Annotated in this window: 16 protein-coding genes and 3 tRNA genes; 10 read left to right on the forward strand and 9 right to left on the reverse strand. The window is 49.1% G+C overall.

Translation table 11 applies throughout. The features are described from left to right. Positions 1-33 precede the first annotated feature (33 nt). The 9 genes from lon (at position 34) to cobA (ending at position 7,626) form a co-directional block, all read left to right on the forward strand. Positions 34-2,451, forward strand: a complete 2,418-nt coding sequence (gene lon, locus TDIS_RS05285; RefSeq protein WP_068670078.1) for an endopeptidase La — start codon at positions 34-36, stop codon at positions 2,449-2,451. Positions 2,452-2,487: 36 nt separating this feature from the next. Then, positions 2,488-2,562: transfer RNA gene (locus TDIS_RS05290), tRNA-Val, on the forward strand. 28 nt (positions 2,563-2,590) lie between these two features. Then, positions 2,591-2,668, forward strand: a tRNA-Asp gene (locus tag TDIS_RS05295). Between the two features lie 19 nt (positions 2,669-2,687). Then, a complete protein-coding gene (locus TDIS_RS05300) occupies positions 2,688-3,473 on the forward strand; it encodes a YdcF family protein (protein WP_068670080.1) in 786 nt (261 codons plus the stop codon). Beyond that, positions 3,457-4,029 carry a D-sedoheptulose 7-phosphate isomerase gene (locus tag TDIS_RS05305; RefSeq protein ID WP_068670082.1) on the forward strand — a complete coding sequence of 191 codons (573 nt, stop codon included), beginning with the start codon at positions 3,457-3,459 and terminating at the stop codon, positions 4,027-4,029. Before TDIS_RS05300 ends, TDIS_RS05305 begins: the two co-directional genes overlap by 17 nt. Further along, the gene (locus TDIS_RS05310) at positions 4,019-4,981 is read left to right on the forward strand and encodes a GSU2086 family protein (RefSeq protein ID WP_068670084.1); all 963 of its coding nucleotides are present in this window, start codon (positions 4,019-4,021) and stop codon (positions 4,979-4,981) included. Before TDIS_RS05305 ends, TDIS_RS05310 begins: the two co-directional genes overlap by 11 nt. Further along, on the forward strand, positions 4,968-5,189 hold the full coding sequence (locus TDIS_RS05315) for an FmdB family zinc ribbon protein (protein ID WP_068670086.1): 222 nt from the start codon (positions 4,968-4,970) through the stop codon (positions 5,187-5,189). Before TDIS_RS05310 ends, TDIS_RS05315 begins: the two co-directional genes overlap by 14 nt. Next, positions 5,189-6,109: a hydroxymethylbilane synthase gene (hemC, locus tag TDIS_RS05320; protein ID WP_068670088.1), complete on the forward strand. Its 921-nt coding sequence runs from the start codon at positions 5,189-5,191 to the stop codon at positions 6,107-6,109. The genes TDIS_RS05315 and hemC overlap by 1 nt, the downstream gene beginning before the upstream one ends. After that, positions 6,106-7,626, forward strand: a complete 1,521-nt coding sequence (cobA, locus tag TDIS_RS05325) for a uroporphyrinogen-III C-methyltransferase (RefSeq protein WP_068670090.1) — start codon at positions 6,106-6,108, stop codon at positions 7,624-7,626. The genes hemC and cobA overlap by 4 nt, the downstream gene beginning before the upstream one ends. Here the strand turns inward: cobA and TDIS_RS05330 are convergent. Continuing rightward, positions 7,599-8,498: a transposase gene (locus tag TDIS_RS05330; protein ID WP_068670092.1), complete on the reverse strand. Its 900-nt coding sequence runs from the start codon at positions 8,496-8,498 to the stop codon at positions 7,599-7,601. The two genes, cobA and TDIS_RS05330, sit on opposite strands and share 28 nt — an antisense overlap. A gap of 108 nt (positions 8,499-8,606) precedes the next feature. Between TDIS_RS05330 and TDIS_RS05335 the strand changes: the two genes are divergently transcribed. Beyond that, positions 8,607-8,682, forward strand: a tRNA-Lys gene (locus TDIS_RS05335). Here TDIS_RS05335 and TDIS_RS11550 read toward each other — a convergent pair. From TDIS_RS11550 to TDIS_RS05370, 8 genes are all read right to left on the reverse strand, one after another. Continuing rightward, positions 8,641-9,198 (reverse strand): type II toxin-antitoxin system VapC family toxin, encoded by a 558-nt coding sequence (locus tag TDIS_RS11550; protein WP_084270983.1) that lies wholly within the window; start codon positions 9,196-9,198, stop codon positions 8,641-8,643. The two genes, TDIS_RS05335 and TDIS_RS11550, sit on opposite strands and share 42 nt — an antisense overlap. Then, positions 9,168-10,010 carry a hypothetical protein gene (locus TDIS_RS05340; RefSeq protein WP_068670094.1) on the reverse strand — a complete coding sequence of 281 codons (843 nt, stop codon included), beginning with the start codon at positions 10,008-10,010 and terminating at the stop codon, positions 9,168-9,170. Before TDIS_RS05340 ends, TDIS_RS11550 begins: the two co-directional genes overlap by 31 nt. A 299-nt stretch (positions 10,011-10,309) precedes the next feature. Further along, positions 10,310-13,447, reverse strand: a complete 3,138-nt coding sequence (locus TDIS_RS05345; protein WP_068670224.1) for a type I restriction endonuclease subunit R — start codon at positions 13,445-13,447, stop codon at positions 10,310-10,312. Between the two features lie 14 nt (positions 13,448-13,461). After that, entirely contained in the window at positions 13,462-14,157 is a 696-nt protein-coding gene (locus tag TDIS_RS05350; RefSeq protein WP_068670096.1) for an abortive infection family protein, read from the reverse strand. A gap of 108 nt (positions 14,158-14,265) precedes the next feature. Next, positions 14,266-15,879, reverse strand: coding sequence for a DUF6119 family protein (locus tag TDIS_RS05355; protein ID WP_161939482.1), 1,614 nt, complete (start codon positions 15,877-15,879; stop codon positions 14,266-14,268). Then, positions 15,866-17,221, reverse strand: coding sequence for a restriction endonuclease subunit S (locus TDIS_RS05360; protein ID WP_068670098.1), 1,356 nt, complete (start codon positions 17,219-17,221; stop codon positions 15,866-15,868). Before TDIS_RS05360 ends, TDIS_RS05355 begins: the two co-directional genes overlap by 14 nt. Before the next feature lie 90 nt (positions 17,222-17,311). Further along, a complete protein-coding gene (locus TDIS_RS05365; protein ID WP_068670100.1) occupies positions 17,312-18,328 on the reverse strand; it encodes a PDDEXK nuclease domain-containing protein in 1,017 nt (338 codons plus the stop codon). Next, a complete protein-coding gene (locus TDIS_RS05370) occupies positions 18,321-18,623 on the reverse strand; it encodes a nucleotidyltransferase family protein (protein ID WP_068670102.1) in 303 nt (100 codons plus the stop codon). Before TDIS_RS05370 ends, TDIS_RS05365 begins: the two co-directional genes overlap by 8 nt. Between the last annotated feature and the right edge of the window lie 15 nt (positions 18,624-18,638).

Here is an 18,638-nt window from a genome sequence, read left to right on the forward strand (position 1 = left end):
AAATGCTAAAGGCCACCAGGCCGAAGGAGGGTTATGAGTACGGAGCAGAATCAGCTTTTAAGATTGCCCCTTTTACCCTTAAGGGACATCGTCCTTTATCCTAATTCTTTGGTTCCGCTCTTTATCGGACGGGAAAAGAGTATCCTAGCCGTTGAGCACGCCCTCTCTACTGGAAAAGAAATTTTCTTGGCAGCCCAAAAAGATGCTCAGCTAGACAATCCCAAAGAAGATGACATCTACCGTGTAGGCACCATAGGACAGATTATTCAGGTGCTGCGGCTGCCAGACGGAACCATCAAGGCCCTGGTGGAGGGCAAGCAGCGCGGTCGCATCGTGCGGTTCATCCCGGATTACGAATTCTTCGTAGTGGAGGTGGAACCCAAGACCGAGGTTATCGAAGCCGGACCAGAGCTTGAGGCTCTGGTGAAGCTCACCCATGAGGCCTTTCAGGAATACAGCCAGATCAACAAGAAAATACCCTCGGATCTGGTAAACAATATCCTTAAGATCAACGAGCCGGCCAAGCTCGCCGATCAGGTGGCCACGGTCCTCAATCTCAAACTCTCTCAAAAACAGCGGCTCCTTGAACTCACCAGTGTACGCAAGCGGCTCGAAATGGTCTACGGCTACCTCAGGGGCGAGATCGAGGTGGCCAAGGTGGAACAGCGGATCAAAGACCGGGTCAAGAAGCAGATGGAGAAGACCCAGCGCGACTACTACCTCAACGAGCAGATGAAGGCTATTCAGAAGGAACTGGGAGAGCGGGAAGACGGACGTTCTGATCTCGCGGAACTCGAAAAACGGATTAAGAAAAAACGCCTCCCGAAAGAAGCGGCGGCTGTGGTCCGGCGGGAGTTCAAGAAACTCTCCATGATGTCCCCCATGTCCGCCGAGGCTACGGTGGTGAGAAACTATATCGACTGGATCCTAAGTCTTCCGTGGTTCGAAAAAACCAAGGATAAACTCGATATCGAGGAAGCCGAAAGGATCCTAAACGAAGATCATTACGGTCTTGAGAAACCCAAACAGCGCATCCTTGAACATTTAGCGGTCCAGAAACTGGTCAAGAAGATCAAAGGGCCGATCCTTTGCCTAGTTGGTCCTCCGGGCGTGGGTAAGACCTCGCTGGCCCGTTCGGTAGCCCGGGCCTTGGGGAGAAACTTCGTGCGAATGTCTCTGGGTGGAGTTCGAGACGAGGCTGAGATCCGTGGACACCGCCGTACCTATATCGGGGCGCTTCCAGGAAAAATCATCCAAGGTATGCGCAAGGCCGGTACCATCAACCCGGTCTTCTGCTTGGACGAAGTGGACAAGATAGGAACGGACTTTAGGGGTGATCCGGCGGCGGCCCTGCTTGAGGTCCTCGATCCTGAACAGAACCATTCCTTTCAAGATCACTATCTGGAGTTGGGCTACGACCTCTCACAGGTCTTTTTCATCACCACTGCCAATGCCCTACACACTATCCCGGCACCGCTCCTTGACCGTATGGAGATTATCGAGATCCCGGGCTACACCGAGGAGGAAAAACTCGAAATTGCCAGACATTATTTACTCCCACGTCAGCTCGAGGCCCACGGTCTCAAACCTGATCAGGTTCCGCTACCGGACAAAACCTTGCTAGAAATCATTAGGCGTTATACCAGGGAAGCCGGAGTAAGGAATCTGGAGCGGGAACTGGCTACCATCTGCCGTAAGATTGCCAAAGAAGTGGCTAAGGATCCCAAGGCCTTCAAGCCTTTCACTATCACGATTCGAAGGCTCAATCAGCTTCTAGGGATGCCCCGTTATCGATACGGGGTGGCCGAAGGCAAGCCCGAAGTAGGTATGGCCACCGGCATGGCCTGGACCGAGACCGGAGGGTCGCTCCTTCAGATCGAAGCTGTGATCATGCCCGGAAAGGGACAGCTCAATATCACTGGTAAGCTTGGTGAAGTTATGCAGGAATCGGTTCAAGCAGCCATGAGCTACGTACGTTCCCGGGCTCATCAGTTGGGGCTTCCTCCAGACTTTTACCAGAAAATAGACATCCATGTCCACGTCCCTGAAGGAGCCATTCCCAAGGACGGCCCCAGCGCCGGGATTACCATTGCTACGGCCATCGTCTCGGCGCTTCTCAAAATCCCGGTTAAGAATACGGTGGCCATGACCGGAGAGATCACGCTGAGAGGTCGAGTCCTTCCGGTGGGTGGTCTCAAGGAGAAACTTTTGGCTGCTCGGCGCGGAAACATCGAAACCGTAATTCTGCCCAAGGAAAACGAGAAGGATCTTAAGGAGATTTCTCCCAAGATCACCCGAAAACTGCGGATAATAATGGTGGAACACATGGATGAAGTCCTCAAAGAGGCTCTTGTGCTGGAGGATCCGGAGAAACTCTTCAAGGATGTACCGCCCCTTGATATCTGGACCCTACTCAAGAAAGGTGAAGGCGAAGAAATTCGAGCTCATTGACAGGTAAGCGATTTTTGGTTAATTTAGGCCCCCGAAGGGCGGATAGCTCAGTGGGAGAGCATCGGCCTTACAAGCCGGGGGTCAGAGGTTCGAATCCTCTTCCGCCCACCAAATTTTGTGTTATAATAAAAAAGACGGCGGGGCTGTAGTTCAGCACGGTTAGAACGCCGGCCTGTCACGCCGGAGGTCGCGGGTTCAAGTCCCGTCAGCCCCGCCATTTTGTTTAAATCAATCCCATGTCGAACACCTTCCTGATAAAAAAGATTGCTCTTTATTTGCTCTATCCCTCGGGCTTGATTTTTCTTCTCCTCCTGGGGGTAAGCTTCTATGCCCTGTGGGGCAAGAGACGAGGGCGGCGGAGAGCGCTGTTATTCACGGCTCTCCTTCTCTATTACCTAGCAAGCACCCCCTTTCTACCCTACTATCTCCTCAGGCCTCTTGAGGCTGGCTTCAAGCGCCCGAATCCGCAGGAGCTATCCCAAGCTCGGGCCATTGTAGTTCTTCCAGCCAAGATCTATGGTCAAAAGGACCTCCTTCTTGAGGAGCGCTTTAGTCGAGAGACTTGGGCTCGGTTCATAGCGGCCTTAAGGCTTAAGAAACGTTTGCCAGAGATACCCCTTATCGTGGCCGGGGGGTCCCTTGAGGGGCCAGGGGCAAAATATCTCAAGGAAATAGGCGAAGAACTGGGCTTTAAAGTTGAAGCCCTCGATGCCCCCTTAGATACTATTTCCACCGTAGCGGCCCTGAAGGAAAGACTTAGTGACCAGCCTTTTGTTCTACTAACCAGCGCTCACCACCTCCGGCGCTCGATGTATCTTTTTAAGCGCGAAGGACTATCTCCTATCCCCTATCCGGCGGTGTACGTCTCCCACACCTGCCGTTTCACCCCTTTCCACATCCTTTATCTCTTTCCCTATCCGGTATATCTTGAACTTACCAATGAGGCCATACATGAATATCTTGGCTTGTCCTTCTATCGTTTGAGGGACCTCGTTTTCGGGAGAGATGATGGAAAAAATTAAGGCCATCCTTTCGGCCTCACACGAGGTCACGGCCCGCTTTGTCGAAACCGAAGGACCGAAGATCCTCTCCCTAGTGGAAAAGACCTGTGAAGTTTTCAGGAACGGGGGCAAACTTTTGGTATTTGGAAACGGGGGCAGTGCCGCGGATGCCCAGCACCTGGCAGCTGAGCTAGTAAACCGTTTCAAGAGGGAACGGACTCCGCTTCCAGCGCTGGCCCTTACCACTGACACCTCCATCCTTACGGCCGTAGCCAATGACTACGACTTCTCTCTGGTTTTCGTAAAACAGATCGAGGCCCTTGGTAGAGCCGGGGACATCGCCCTCGGGATAAGCACCAGTGGTCGTTCACCGAACGTGCTCAAGGCGCTGGCCCGGGCTAGGGAGCTCGGGCTCTTTACCGTAGGACTTACTGGAGGAACAGGCGGAGGGATGCCCGAGGTTTCGGACCTAGTAATCACCGTGCCTTCCGAGGAAACCCCTCGTATTCAGGAGGGCCATCTCCTTTTCATCCATGTATTCTCCGAACTCATAGAGGAGGCCTATTTTGGGAAATAGGCCAGAACCTTTAAGTTTTAAAGATCTCAAAAGCTATTCCCTTTATGAACGCAAAAGCAAGGTTTCTCTAGAAAAACTGGGCCACCCCTTTCAGCGCGGGGCCCGTTTCAGGGAGTTTCTGGAGAGTCTTCCGCAGGAGCTAGCCGCTCGCGATCTTCTCGAGATCGCCCAGGCCGTAGTCGAGGCGCGAAAGGCGAAAAGACCTTTCATCTTCGCCTTCGGGGCCCATGTCATCAAGGTGGGCGTGAGCCCCTTCATCCTATCCCTTATGGAAAAGGGCATTATCTCGGCGCTTTCCACCAACGGGGCGGCCATGGTTCACGACGCCGAACTGGCTATGGCCGGTATTACTTCCGAAGACGTGGCCGAAGCCCTGAAAGACGGAAGTTTCGGGGCTGCACGGGAGACCGGCGAACTCCTAAACGAAGCCGCCCGCCTCGGGGCCGAAGGCCCGGGTCTGGGCAGAGCCCTAGGTAAACTCATCGCCGAGTCCGATTTTCCCTATAAACACCTTAGCCTCTTTGGAAGGGCCTACGAGCTGGACCTTCCGATCACGGTGCATGTGGCCCTAGGAACGGATATCGTCCACATTCATCCCTCGGCCGACGGGGCGGCCATCGGACGGGCCTCCTATATAGATTTTCAGATTTTTTCCCGCCTAGTCTCCGAACTTGAGGGCGGGGTGTTTCTCCTCGCAGGCTCCACGGTCATCCTGCCGGAGGTCTTTCTCAAGGCCCTGAGCGCCGTGCGAAACCTCGGTTTCAAGGTAGAAAAGTTCGTAACCGCCAATTTTGATTTTATCCGCCATTATCGTCCTCTTACCAACGTGGTCCATCGCCCTACCCTTTCCGGCGGAAAGGGTTATAGTATTACTGGACACCACGAGATTTTGATACCGCTCCTTTATGGAGCCTTAATCGAGTTGTGGGAGGAAGAAGATGCCCATCTATGAATTCGAATGTGAGGCCTGCGGGGAAGTATTCGAGGAACTAGTTTTCGGAGGGAAAATCGAGGGTATCAAGTGTAAAAAGTGTCAGTCCGAAAAGGTCAAAAAACTCATGTCGGCCTGCGGGTTCAAGAGTGAAGGGAAGTTTGTGAGCACGGCTTCCGGCGGAGCCTGTAGCGGCTGTGCCGGAGGATCCTGTAGTACTTGCCACTGATGAAAAAACTACTACGTGTAGGCACCCGAGGAAGCAAGCTAGCCCTAGCCCAGACCAACTGGGTAGTTAATCAGATTAGGACCCGTTATCCAGAGGTCCAGATCGAAAAAGTCATTATCAAGACCAAAGGGGACAAGATCCTGGACGTGCCACTGGCCAAGATCGGGGGCAAAGGGCTTTTCGTTAAGGAGATCGAGGAGGCCCTCCTCCGGAAGGAGATAGACTTTGCAGTCCACAGCATGAAAGATGTGCCCTCGGAGTTGCCGGAGGGACTAGGTATCGTGGCCATCCCGGAAAGAGAAGATCCCCGAGACGTATTTGTGGGACGAGAGTTAAAGAGTTTTTCCGAACTCCCTGAGGGAGCCAAGGTAGGTACCAGCAGTCTTAGACGCCAGGCCCAGCTCAAACGACTAAGACCAGATCTTGAGATCCTCCCCCTTCGGGGAAACGTGGATACCCGGCTGCGTAAACTCTCGGAAGGTCAGTACGAGGCCATCATTCTAGCCGAAGCCGGCCTTAAACGTCTTGGTCTTGACGTAGAAAGGGAACCCTTGTCTCCCGAAATTATGCTTCCAGCGGTGGGGCAAGGAGTACTGGCCATTGAGGCCAGAGAAGAAGATGTAGAGACCAGGGAAATCCTTGCTAGCCTTCACCATCCAAAAACGGCCCTTTGTGCCCAAGCGGAAAGGGCCTTTCTCAAAAGGCTTCAAGGTGGTTGCCAAGTACCACTGGCGGCCCATGCAACCTTAACAGATGGTCTTCTTGTGATCGAGGGTTTCATTGCCGATACCGAAGGCCGCAGGTTTTATCGGGAGAGACTGGAGGGTTCTCCGGAAGAAGGCGAAGCCTTGGGTATAAAACTTGCCGAGATTCTCCTTGAAAGGGGTGGTCAAGAAATCTTGGCGGAGCTTCTCGCATGAAAAAGGGCAAAGTCTATCTGGTAGGCGCAGGCCCGGGAGATCCAGGGCTCATCACTCTCAAGGGTATCAAGGCCTTGAACAAAGCCGAGGTGGTGGTCTACGACTATTTGGCCAACCCCAAGTTACTCTCGCACGTTCCGCCGGAGGCTGAAAGGATCTATGTAGGCAAGAAGGGAGGCTGTCATACCCTATCCCAGGAGGGCATAAACCGGCTTCTGGTAAAGAAGGCCCTAGAGGGCAAGACCGTAGTGCGGCTCAAGGGAGGAGATCCCTTCATCTTCGGTCGAGGGGGGGAGGAAATCGAGGCTCTATTGGCCGAAGACATTCCTTTTGAAGTCATCCCGGGAATCACCTCGGCCTTTGCCGTTCCGGCCTACGCCGGCATTCCAGTAACCCACCGGGAATACACCTCCACCTTGGCCCTCATTACCGGACATGAGGCCGAAGGTAAAGAGGATTCGGCCATCGACTGGGAGGCCCTCGCCCGCATCGGAACCCTCATCTTCCTCATGGGCATGAAAAACCTGCCCCGTATCTGTGAAAACCTCCTCCAGAACGGCAGATCCCAGGATACTCCGGTGACGGTCATCCAGTGGGGGACCACTCCCAGGCAGCGGGTGGCGGAGGGAACCCTCTCAAATATCGTGGAGCGGGTTAATGAAGCCGGGCTTTCGGCTCCGGCCATCATCCTGGTGGGCGAGGTGGCCCGTCTGCGTGAAAAATTCAGGTGGTTTGAGACTAAGCCGCTTTTCGGGAAAAAGGTCGTGGTGACCCGCACTCGGGAGCAGGCCAGTCAACTGGTGGAGGCCTTAGAGGAGGCCGGGGCGGAATGCATCGAGATCCCGACCATCAAAATTGTGCCTCCTGAAAGTTTCGAGCCTCTGGATCAGGCCATCCAAGAGATCGAGACCTTTGACTGGGTGATCTTCACTTCCCAGAATGCTGTTAAATATTTTGGGGAGAGACTCTGGGCTCTCGGAAGGGACGCGCGCAGTCTATACCGGACAAAGCTGGCCGTCATAGGAACGGCCACCGCGGCCTCGCTTGCGGAAATGGGTCTCAAAGCGGATCTCATTCCGTCGGAATTCAGGGCCGAGGGACTCATCGCGGCCTTTGAAAAGATGGAGATTGCCGGCAAGAAGATCCTCCTTCCTCGAGCTGAGGAGGCCAGGGAGATCCTGCCGAAAAAGCTCAGGGACTTCGGAGCCGAGGTCAGTGTGGTTCCGGCCTACCGTACGGTCCTTCCCGAAGAGTCCCGGGAGGCTCTACTTTCGGCCCTGAAAGAGGGCGTGGACCTCATCACCTTCACCAGTTCCTCGACCGCCAAGAACCTCTTCAAACTCCTTGAGGGACACGAATCCCTGCTCGAAGGGGTAGTTCTGGCCTCTATAGGCCCCATCACCAGTGAGACCCTTAGAAAACTAGGCCATCCACCGCAGATTGAGGCACGGGAATATACCATTCCGGGGCTGGTCTCCGCCATATTGGATTATTTTTCTGAGAGTGTTCGAAAATAGTTTTTAAGGAGCAACGAGATATAGAGGAGGGTAGCCAGGAGGTACATATTATAGAGCACAAAAGCGGCCAGTCCTCTCTTCTGGGCTATTTCTTCCTTTCTTACCCTAAAATGCGAGCCTATTTTCAGTTTTACCGTACCAAACAAACTTTCAATCAGATATCTATTTCGGCCCCATTTCTCCCAGAAAATTCTGGAATCTTTCCGCAGAGGATGTTTTACCTTCTGCCTGAAGGTTTCTTTTACTTTTATGGCCGGTTTTAATCCAAGCTCTACAAGTTTTTCCATGACCTTGAGACTATCATAGCATTTATCTGCTATAAGACATTCGGCTTTAAAAGTGACCGGATCAATCTCTGTCAGAGCTTCCAGGAGAAGTTTTACCTCGCTGGCATAGGGACCTCCGGTTTCAGCGGTAATGACGATTCTTTTTCCGGATGAAGTTACTCCGATTATGGGGACCACTCTTATATGGGCTTTTACTTTTCTGATTTCTGAGCCTCTTAAGAATTTTAAAGGATAGAGGTCATGATAACTAAAACCGGTGCCATCAGAGATAAAGAAAAAGAGGTGATGTTCTTTTGCTAGAAGTTTTCGGGCCAATTCTTGGAGAAGGATTTTCAGGGATTGTTTAGGGAATTTTGAGACTCGGTAGTGGTAGGTAGAAAGGGCGGGTCTTCGTCCCAATATATCGAAGGCCTCTTCTAGGGCTTCTCGGTAGGATAGATTTTTTAGGGTTTGGTAGAGGAAGATAGAGATAATGAAGGCATCGGAATAAGTTTTTGGGCGACCTCGAAAGGCCAGAGGCTTTTCATTTATTATAGCTCGGGTTATTTTGAAGATGGTCTTGAGACGCAGTTTGCTTCTTCTCATGTTGGGGGAGTTAATTCTAGGCTCCCCCAACGTCAATATCTAGTTTTTTCGAACACCCTCATTATTTTTCTTGACAGTCCTTGAGAGGGTGTTATCTTAGACCCTGGTGGGCCGCTAGCTCAACTGGTAGAGCAATGGACTCTTAATCCATAGGTTGGAGGTTCGAGTCCTCCGCGGCCCACCAGCAATTCCTTGCCTCTCTAGGGCTCAAATTTGTCCCAGAATCGATTTTTTTACCCATTTCTTGGCGATTTCGGGATCTTCTTGGGCGGCTAGCTTGATCTTTATCGTTTTCGTTTCTTGTCAATACCGGAATCCCTAAAACCCTAGCCGAAGCCGCAATAAAAATGTCGCTCCACCTGCGGCGAAACTCCCCTCCGGTTTTCTTTTTTACCCTGAAAGCCAGGTCCGCCGCCGTCTCGCAAATTTCTTCCGTGGAATGAATTACTTCGACTTCCGCCAAAAAGCTCATCAAATCATTTTTAAGAGCTTGTTTTTCTTCTGCCGAAAGAGATTCTTCCTCTTCTATCAATTTGACCCATAGAAGAAGCTCGGTAAGAGTGGCAAACGAAATAAAGATGCGAAATTTGTCGGGGAAGTCTTTGGGTAGGAAATAGGTTTCTCCTCGGAGGTAATTGTTAACGACATTTGTGTCGGCTACAACTTCGATCAACTTCCCCAAAGAGTTTCCTTCTGCCATTCTGTTATTTCCTCCGTACTTCTAGCAGAGGCCACCTCTTGGAAAATGCCCTCAAACCTTCTGAGCTCCTGCGGACGCTTCCTTGCTCTCTCTAGATCTTCTCTGCTTGTGATACCGTAAGGCTCAATAGCCTTGAGCTTGAAAGAAAGGATACGAAATGTGGTGGGATCTACCAGAGCTGTTCCATAGGCCCGCACTGTTTTCCTAAGATACCGGCAGACTTCTTCTTCTAGCCCCAGAGGATAACTGACCGAGATTTCTTCCCCCAGCAGGGTTTTAAGGGTAAAAGTACGTCTGTTCGGATGAGTGTCGATTTTCTTGATCGTCCCCAAAAGGACTTTGTCTTCCTCAAACGGTTCTTTTCTTGCTTTTTCTACCGCTTGAAAGAAAGTTTTAGCAGAAACCGTGGTTTTTCTGTTCCCAAGCATATCCACAGCCTCAATCGCTTCCCAGTCTTTATTGAAAAGGCCCTGCATTTTGGCTATACGCAAAATTTTACGGGCATAAGTTTTCTGATTTCCGTTGTTCATGGCTACGAAAACTCCGTAAACCTCTCCCCAAAACCACTTTTCCAGTTCTTCTGTAAACAGTTCTGATTGATCTTCATTACTGAAGAGAAGACCCGTTGACCCCTCTTCAATTCCCACAAAAACAGGACGGAATTTTCTAAAAAACGCTTTGTAAGTTGACGGGGCCTCTTCTTTAAGCAGAGAAAAAAGCCCCTTCAGGGCTTGGGCTACCGTAGAAAGGTGCTCTAGAGGGATAGCTCCCCGCAGCCGACCTTTAAGGATGAGCTTAAATTTAGGTTCCATGAATCTAATTCAAACATCCTTTCCCAAAATGTTATCCTCTTCGTGTCGAAACTGCAAGTTAAGAAATGAAAAGTTTTCGAAAAAATTCCCCAATCCTTGGCCCGGTTGAAGGCATAGCGCACGGTGGCCAAGGCTATTTCGATGCTTCGAGGGCTCCTTTCCACATCCTGCATGGCCTTCTTGAACTTTTCCAGAAGGAAAGGGGGCACTACAGGTCTCTAGAAGATTCATTTTTTTGGAATCTGGTGTCCTGTCATACCCAAATTGCCTGCGCTCTGCAGGCAATCGGCAGGCAATGATTAAGGGTTCATTTTTACCCATTCTTCAGATAAAACTTCGGCCTGCTTAAGTACCGTCTGCGTGGCTTCTTCCTGTTTGTCCGGGGGGTAGCCGTATTTACGAAGGGTCCGTTTCACCAACACTCTCAAATAGGCCCTTACGTTTTCGCGCTGGGCCCAGTCCACGGTGACATTCTCTCGTACCAGGCGCACCAGCTCCTGGGCGATCTGGCGCAAAGTTTTATCTCCCAAGACTTCCACCGCGCTCTCGTTGGCCGCTAGGGCATCGTAAAAGGCCACCTCTTCCTCGCTTAAACCCAATTCTTCCCCTCTCCGGTCGGCCTCACGCATCTCGCGGGCAAGCGCAATCAGCTCTTCAATGACCTGGGCGGCTTCAATGGCGCGGTTCTGATAGCGACGAACAGCGCGCTCAAGCATCTCGGAAAAACGCCGGGCCTGAACCACGTTTTTGCGCCGCCGGGTGCGGATTTCTCCCTGCAAAAGTTTGCGCAAAAGTTCCACCGCTAGATTCTTTTGAGGCATATCCCGCACTTCCGCCAGGAATTCCTCCGAAAGGATGGAAATGTCCGGCTTTTTAAGGCCTGCGGCGGCAAAAATATCCACTACTCCCTCAGGGGCCACGGCCCGATCCACCAACTGGCGGAGGGCGTGATCCAATTCTTCTTCGGGACGGGCGTCAGAAGGTGAACGTTTCACCAGGGCGGAGCGTACGGCCTGAAAAAAGGCCACGTCGTCACGGATGCGTAGGGCCTCTTCATGAGGAACGGCCAGGGCAAAGGCCTTAGAAAGTTCAAGCACCGCCTTGACAAAACGTTCTTTTCCATCCGGCTGGGCCAAAATATGTTCCTGTGCAGCGGGAAGGAGGGCCAGACGTTCTTCAGGAGCTCCGGTTTTCCAGGCCGACCAGTCAAAGCCGTGGAAAAGGTCACAACAAATTTCGTATTTCTCCTGCATGACCGCCACCGCTTCTTCCTGATCAAGGGCCGTGCGGCCTCTACCTCCGCTTTCGGTATAAACCGCAAGCGCTTGTTTTAATTCGCGGGCCAGGCCAATATAGTCCACCACCAGCCCTCCGGGTTTGTCCCGGAAGACGCGGTTCACCCGGGCGATGGCCTGCATGAGCCCGTGGCCGCGCATGGGTTTGTCAATGTACATAGTATGAAGGCTCGGACAATCGAAGCCCGTAAGCCACATGTCGCGCACGATTACCAGTCTCAAAGGATCGTTTGGGTCACGAAAACGCCGGGCCAGGAACTCCCGTCTTTCTTTGTTGCGGATGTGGGGCTGCCATTCCGGAGGATCCGAAGCCGAACCGGTCATTATCACTTTAATTACGCCTTTATCGTCATCCTCATGGTGCCATTCAGGACGCAGGCGAATAATCTGGTGGTAAAGATCAACGCATATGCGACGACTCATGCAAACGATCATGCCCTTGCCATCGAGGGCTTCCAGACGACGCTCAAAATGCTTCACTATATCTTCGGCGATCATGCGGAGGCGTGGTTCCGCCCCCACAACGGCTTCAAGTTGGGCCCATTTGGTTTTGAGTTTCTCTTTGCGCTCGACCTCTTCTCTCTCAGTAACTTCCTCAAATTCTTCGTCGATTTTGGGCTTTAGCTCCTCGGGTAGCGCAAGCTTTGCCAGCCGGCTTTCGTAGTAGATGGGCACCGTCGCGCCATCTTCTACGGCTCGCTGGATATCGTAAATGGAGATGTAGTCGCCAAAGACAGCTCGCGTGTTGCGATCCTCAAGCTCAATCGGTGTTCCCGTGAAAGCAATAAAAGAGGCGTTGGGTAAGGCATCCCGAATATGGCGGGCAAAACCGTCAATGAAATCGTACTGACTGCGATGAGCTTCGTCGGCCATGACCACAATGTTGCGTCGGAGAGAAAGTAGTGGATGACGGTCGCCTTTCTCGTCAGGAAAGAACTTTTGAATGGTAGTGAAGATGATACCTCCGGCTTCTCGTGAAAGAAGCTCGCGCAGGTGGGCCCGACTTTTGGCCTGAATAGGCTCCTGGCATAGAAGTTCTTGGCAGCGAGAAAAAACTCCAAATAGTTGATCATCGAGATCGTTTCGGTCGGTGAGTACCACCACCGTAGGATTTTGCATGGCCGGTTCACGAATGATGCGCCCAGCATAGAAGACCATGGTCAAGCTTTTGCCGGACCCCTGCGTATGCCACACTACCCCGATACGCCGGTCGCCGGGCCGCCCACCCTGGCCCCGCACTTCATAACGGCCTATTTCTTCTCTCACGCGCAAGCCTTCGTCTTGGGTTAACGCGGCCGCCCTCAGAGTCTCCCGCACCGCTACGCGCACGGCATGGAATTGGTGGTATCCAGCCACTTTTTTGGTGAGTCGACCGCCGTCGTCTTCATAAACCATGAAATCCCGGATCAGTTCCAAAAAACGCCCCGGCTCGAAAACACCCTTAAGAAGCACTTCAAGTTGGGGGACGCCTTCGTCCTCCACCCGCTCGCCCGAGATCGTGCGCCAGGGTTTGAACCATTCCCGCCCGGCGGTCAAGGTACCCATTCTGGCTTCCAGCCCGTCCGAAATGACTAAAAGTTCATTGAAGGTAAAGAGAGTAGAAAGCTCCACTTTGTAAGTCTGGAGTTGCTGATAAGCAGTCCAGATGGTGGCTTCTTCGTCCGCCGGATTTTTCAATTCGATGATGACTAGCGGAAGCCCATTTACAAAAAGCACTATGTCCGGCCGGCGGGTATGGCGGCCTTCGGTAACGGTAAATTGGTTGACGGCCAGGAAGTCGTTATTTTCGGGATCGTCAAAGTCTATTACGCGCGCCTGGGCACCGGCTATGGAGCCATCCTCCCGGCGATATTCCACCGTGACACCGTCCACGAGCATTCGGTGGAAGGCCCGGTTACGAGCCTCTAAGGTGGCGCCGGGAGGGTTTACGAGCTTTCGGAAAGCCTCATCTAGGGCCTCGACAGGAAGTTCCGGGTTTAGCCGGGCCAGAGCATCCTTCAGACGTTGTGGGAGAAAGGGCTTCCGATAATCGTCTCGCTCGGCGAAAGGCTCCCCGGGGGCGATCTCCGGCCCGTGCTTTATTTGCCAGCCTAGGGATTCGAGCCAGGCCAGCGCCGCCGATTCAACTTCGGATTCAGCCATTTTATAAGGATTACTCACGATTGTTGCTCCTTGTTCGATTCTATAAACGCCTGGAGATAACTTTCATAGGCTCTTAGATCCAAATAAAAAAGCACCTCGCTAGGCCTATATTCCAAAATATCTCCCAAGACATTTATACGAACGTATTCGCCATTTTCCTCATCTACGTATTCATTAAATACAGAGTTATCTTCGTATTCCAACGGTTTTTCCGGTTCAGAGAAAGGGAACCGATGGACTGTAAAAAGGAAATGTACAATTGCGTCTACAGCCCTAGCAACAAGAAAGGCATGGACCTTATCAAGACCTTGAAAGTCTGGTCCCTTGCCATGAGATGCGAAACCATAAGTATTCCTTAACTCAACTATACTTTGAACAACAGTTTGAAGGCTCCCGTTTAACTTACGTATTGATTCGTTTGCTTGTTCTTCTCTAATTACATAGTTTGGTACGAGTTGGAGAGCGTCAAGGGAGGTTTTAAAAAGTTTGGGAAGCTCCCATTTTTCTTCGTATGGAATACCTCTCTCAGAAAGAATGGCTTTGCATACACTCTCAAGGAGAGTTCTAGCCAAGTCAAACACCAGGCCTGGGTTAGCCTTATTCAAAGCATCTTCAAGAGCTTCAATTTGTTCGTGAATATGAGTAAAACCGGATTCACTTGCTTCTCTGGCTCCATACATTACAAATTTAGTAAAACCCCTATTGTTCACAAGGCTTTCCTCTTCGAGGAGATTCTCCTATTTTTGTTCGGGCTTTTTTGTACATGTCTTTAAGTTAGGATGGATTACACTCGTATATTATTCATTTCAAATAGCTAGCTAACACTCTTCTTCTGCGACCACCTGAAGAGCAACTTTATATCCCATTCCTTGCAAAAACCTCGCATTTTGCACAAGATTTAATTGACTAAAAAATGGAAGTAAAGATGTTACATCGCTTCCGATTTTCTTGCTAATAATTACATAAGTAACCTCATAACTCGAAGGATTTGGTCTTTGTGAAGCATCAGGAATCAATTCTAAAAACCTCTCTCCGTTATCCATAGTTGCTATTTTTTCACGTATTTTCTCTCGAACAGAACTATCTTGTAAAAACACTCTCGCAGATACTGTTCCTTGAGCAAATAAATGACTTAAAGTAGCGGATCTTGTTTTCTTTTTAACGTGAATAATCTGCTTTTTATCGGATAACAAATCGCAAAATTCTATAGAAGATACAGCATCTGTAGGCTTAATAAGAATTTTATCTAAACAGATAAAACTATCATCTTCTTGAGCTACACGTAGATTATATTCAGATTCTCGCTCTCCAGTTCTAGCAGTAGGTAAATTATAAACTGGAGGAGGTATTGACTGGACAAAACTTTTTACGCGTTCGGCAAAGCTACTGTCAATTTCGAACCATTTTCCCTCGATTAAAACATATAAGCGACCTTCATGTATTATTTCCCACACAATGCAATTGAAAAGTGACCACTTATCCTGAAATTGTTCATTATTAATCCATCGGACTGAAACTCTATAGTTTTTTAATTTTTCAACTGTTAGGTTATTTGTCTTGTCTCCAAGTACATTTAGATATTCTTCAATATCAAGATCGTCGTACTCTTGTTGTCTTGTTCCGGTAATACGAAATTTGTCTATGGATTGCCAATCAACAACTTCAGGTGGAGCTAAGTGAAGTTTTTCTATATTTTTGTTTTTTATTGCCTCCTCTAATTTAGAGTTTAGGAACTTAATTAGACTTAGATCTCTTACTTCGTTTAAATAGTCTACCCAGCCGAAATATTGTTTATATCGATTATCATAGTAAGCCTCTAAAATTTGCTTGCACTTTTCTCCAAGCTGATCAATTGTGATTTGTGCAGTAAAAGTCAGAGCATCAGCTCCAGTTAATCGCTTTGCAAAAGCTTCATCTTCAGGCTCTCCTGTTACAGCCCGAAGTAAATCTCTCGAAACATCTAAACCAAAAACTCCTAAATCTGCTCCTCGACTTGTTTGTTTTCGGGTAGCAAGCATCATGTCTTCATAAGTTCTCAAATCTAAGCTGCGCAATCTATTCGGATGAATTCGATTTAGAACTACTTTTAGACCAAAATTAAGCTCATAACAATCTGGCTTTAAAAGATTACGGCCATAACCAAAGGTAAACGCAAAAATCCTTTTTTCAGTTTTTATAAAAAGTACACCTGAAGCATTTGAAACACTTATCTCATTAAGATCCAAATCTAATGAGGGTTGAATAAACTCGATCCATTTAGGAGGTCTACTTAACGAAGTTGAATACCAAAACTCTCCTTCAAAAGGAAGTTCCGACCTAAGAGGAATTCTCTTAAGTGCATCAGGATTTCGTAATGCGTCCTGAAAAGAACTTATGTTATCTTTCAGCAGCAAGACCGTTAGCTTTTGTGTTTTTTTCTTAGTTGAGCTCACAAAATTTCCCCACAAACTTTTCCGCATCTTTGATGCGGATTTGACCGGAAATGAGTTTGGGAAGGAGGGTGTCGCGTACACCTGATAATGTTTGCGATTCTTTGTTGTTAGATTTTATTTTCAAAAATAGGGGGTCAACGGTTTTTTCAAATTGGATTAATATTTCTGAAGGAGCTTCAGGAATATAGAAATGTTCAAAGGCTTCTTTAGAAACTCTTTGACGGCCAGATGTTCCTTTCATAGTTTTTACCGCAAAGTCTCTCAATTTTTCCCATCGAGACAAACAATAAATAAAATATGATCCAGCTCTTTTAGGTGAAAACACCAAAAATTCCGTTGATCCCCATCCTACTTGATCTTCTTCTAAAAAGTTAACTAAAGTTGTTTTGCCGTTTTCTAAACAGGGAGTTATGCGTGCAAATAAAACGTCACCATTTTTAAACTTACTTCCGGAAGTAAATTCTCGGAGCTTGGGGGGAGATAGCAATTCCAATCCCGATGTGGGCAAAGATGCCATATCTACATAAGGAGCAATTTTCCCTTTGGAAAGGGAATATTTAGGATTTATCTCAATAATTTCTGTAAAAGAACTAACCCTCCACCCCTTCGGTATCGGGCCGAGGGGGGAATCCTCAAAGGAATCAGGGAAGAGCCGGGCGATTTCGGGAGAAAGTTTGGGGGTGGAGATGGCGCGGCGGCGGGCGGCCTTTTCCGCCAGGGCGTCGGGAATGGGGTTTCCGGCCTTAAGGGCGTTGTCAATCACCGGGGCAAAGTCCACAAACCAGGACTTAAAGATGGCCTTCGCCATCTCCTCCAGCGTCTCATTCATCCGCCGATTAAGCTCTATCTTGTCATCCAGCGTGCCGAGTATGTGAGCGATGGCTTTTTGTTCGGGGAGGGGTGGAAGAGGAATTTGAATCTCATCAAATGATTTCATGGTAATAGTATCAAATACCGTCCCATAAGAAACCGCATGCATTTCCTGTATAGAGGCTTTTAAAGCGTAGTAGAGATAATCTTGATCTATTTTGTTTGTGTCTTTAGGAATCAAGCCATAACAAGTTTGATTAAACGCCATATTTTCGCCCAATTGGGCAATAGCTCCCACTGTTCCGCGTGCAGTAATAATTACTGTTCCTTTTGGTAAAATCTTGGCCGCACTATTGTTGAGACCTTCTTCGGTTATTGTTTCAGCGGTAGAGAAAAGATATCTACCTTTATTGTTTACAACATCCTTAGCTGTAGCCCATTTTATAGAACCATCCCAGTAACTTGAAATACCACGCTTGGGAGTGCCTCCTAATACAGGGATAGCAATGTCAGAAATCGGTACTTTTCTCATTTTTTTTGCGAGACGTTAAACGAAAAATTCACTCTTACTCTCTCCTCAATCCTTTTTCTGATCTGCGAATACAATCTGGCGTTAAGATTTTCACGTTCCCTCCAGCTCCCTTTCCAATTCCTCCACACTCGGCAAACTACTCTTGATCTCCTCCGGTAGAGCACGGGTCAGGCGATAAGAAGAAACGCCTATTGGTTTGGTGGTATCCCTTAAGGCGTACTCTACGATTACTTTGTTTTTGGACTTGCAAAGGATGATGCCTATAGAAGGCCTATCGTCGGGATGACGGAACAAATCGTCCACCGCCGAAAGATAAAAATTCATCTTGCCGGCATATTCCGGCTTGAATTCGCCAGTCTTAAGTTCTATCACCACATAACAGCGGAGTTTTAGGTGATAAAAGAGGAGGTCCAGGTAAAAATCCTCTCCCCCGACTTCCAGGTGAACTTGACTACCCACAAAGGCAAAACCAACTCCTAATTCAAGGAGAAAATCCCGGATGCGGGCGATGAGCTGCCTTTCAAGCTCACGCTCGCGGATATCTTCCGCCAATCCCAGAAAATCAAAAACATAGGGATCTTTCAGTATTTCTTGAGCAAGGTCTGATTGGGGAGCAGGCAAAGTCCGATCAAAATTGGTAATGGCTTTTCCCTTACGATGATAAAGGCCGCTTTCTATTTGGTGGACCAGGACGTTTCGGCTCCACCCATGCTCGATGGTTTGTCGGATGTACCATATACGCTCAGCAGGATCTTTGACTTTATCTAAAAGGGTGCAATGATGGAACCAGGGGATTTGTGCAGCAACCTGCTGCACAAATTCTTTGTCAGGATAGGCTTCAGCAAAAGCCCGCATATACTTCAAATTCCGGGCTGAAAAACCCTTCAGGTCTGGAAACTCTCGCCTCAGATCCTGTGCCAGACGGTCAATCACCTTTGAACCCCAGCCTTCCTTTTTCTGGCGTTCCAGGACCATCCGGCCGATTTCCCAGTAGCGCAGGATAAGTTCGCGGTTGGCGGAAAGGGCAGCTTTGATCCGGGCCCTTCGAATACGCTCCTTCAAATCCGCTAAAAATTCGGCATAGCCGGGAGGTAAGCTATTAAACATTCACCAGCTCCTCTTTTATATGCTGCCAGAGTCTTGGTTTGCGAATAACAGCTTTTTTAGAAACTACATCAACTTCAAGGCCTAAGATTTGTTCTAAATAATCTTTGAGATCTATTATTTTTAAGCCGATAGGCTTTTCAAACTCAACTAGAATATCAATATCACTGGCAGTAGTTTCCTCGCCACGCACATAAGAACCAAAAAGATTGGTCTCTTTAACGCAAAATTCTTTAGCTAAAACGGGTTTATGTGCTTGAAGAATGCGTTTTATTTCTTCTAAAGATTTATTCCCCATAAAACCCAAATTGTT

Origin of the sequence: Thermosulfurimonas dismutans (assembly GCF_001652585.1) — a bacterium.
In the GTDB taxonomy this organism is placed as follows: Bacteria; Desulfobacterota; Thermodesulfobacteria; order Thermodesulfobacteriales; family Thermodesulfobacteriaceae; genus Thermosulfurimonas; species Thermosulfurimonas dismutans.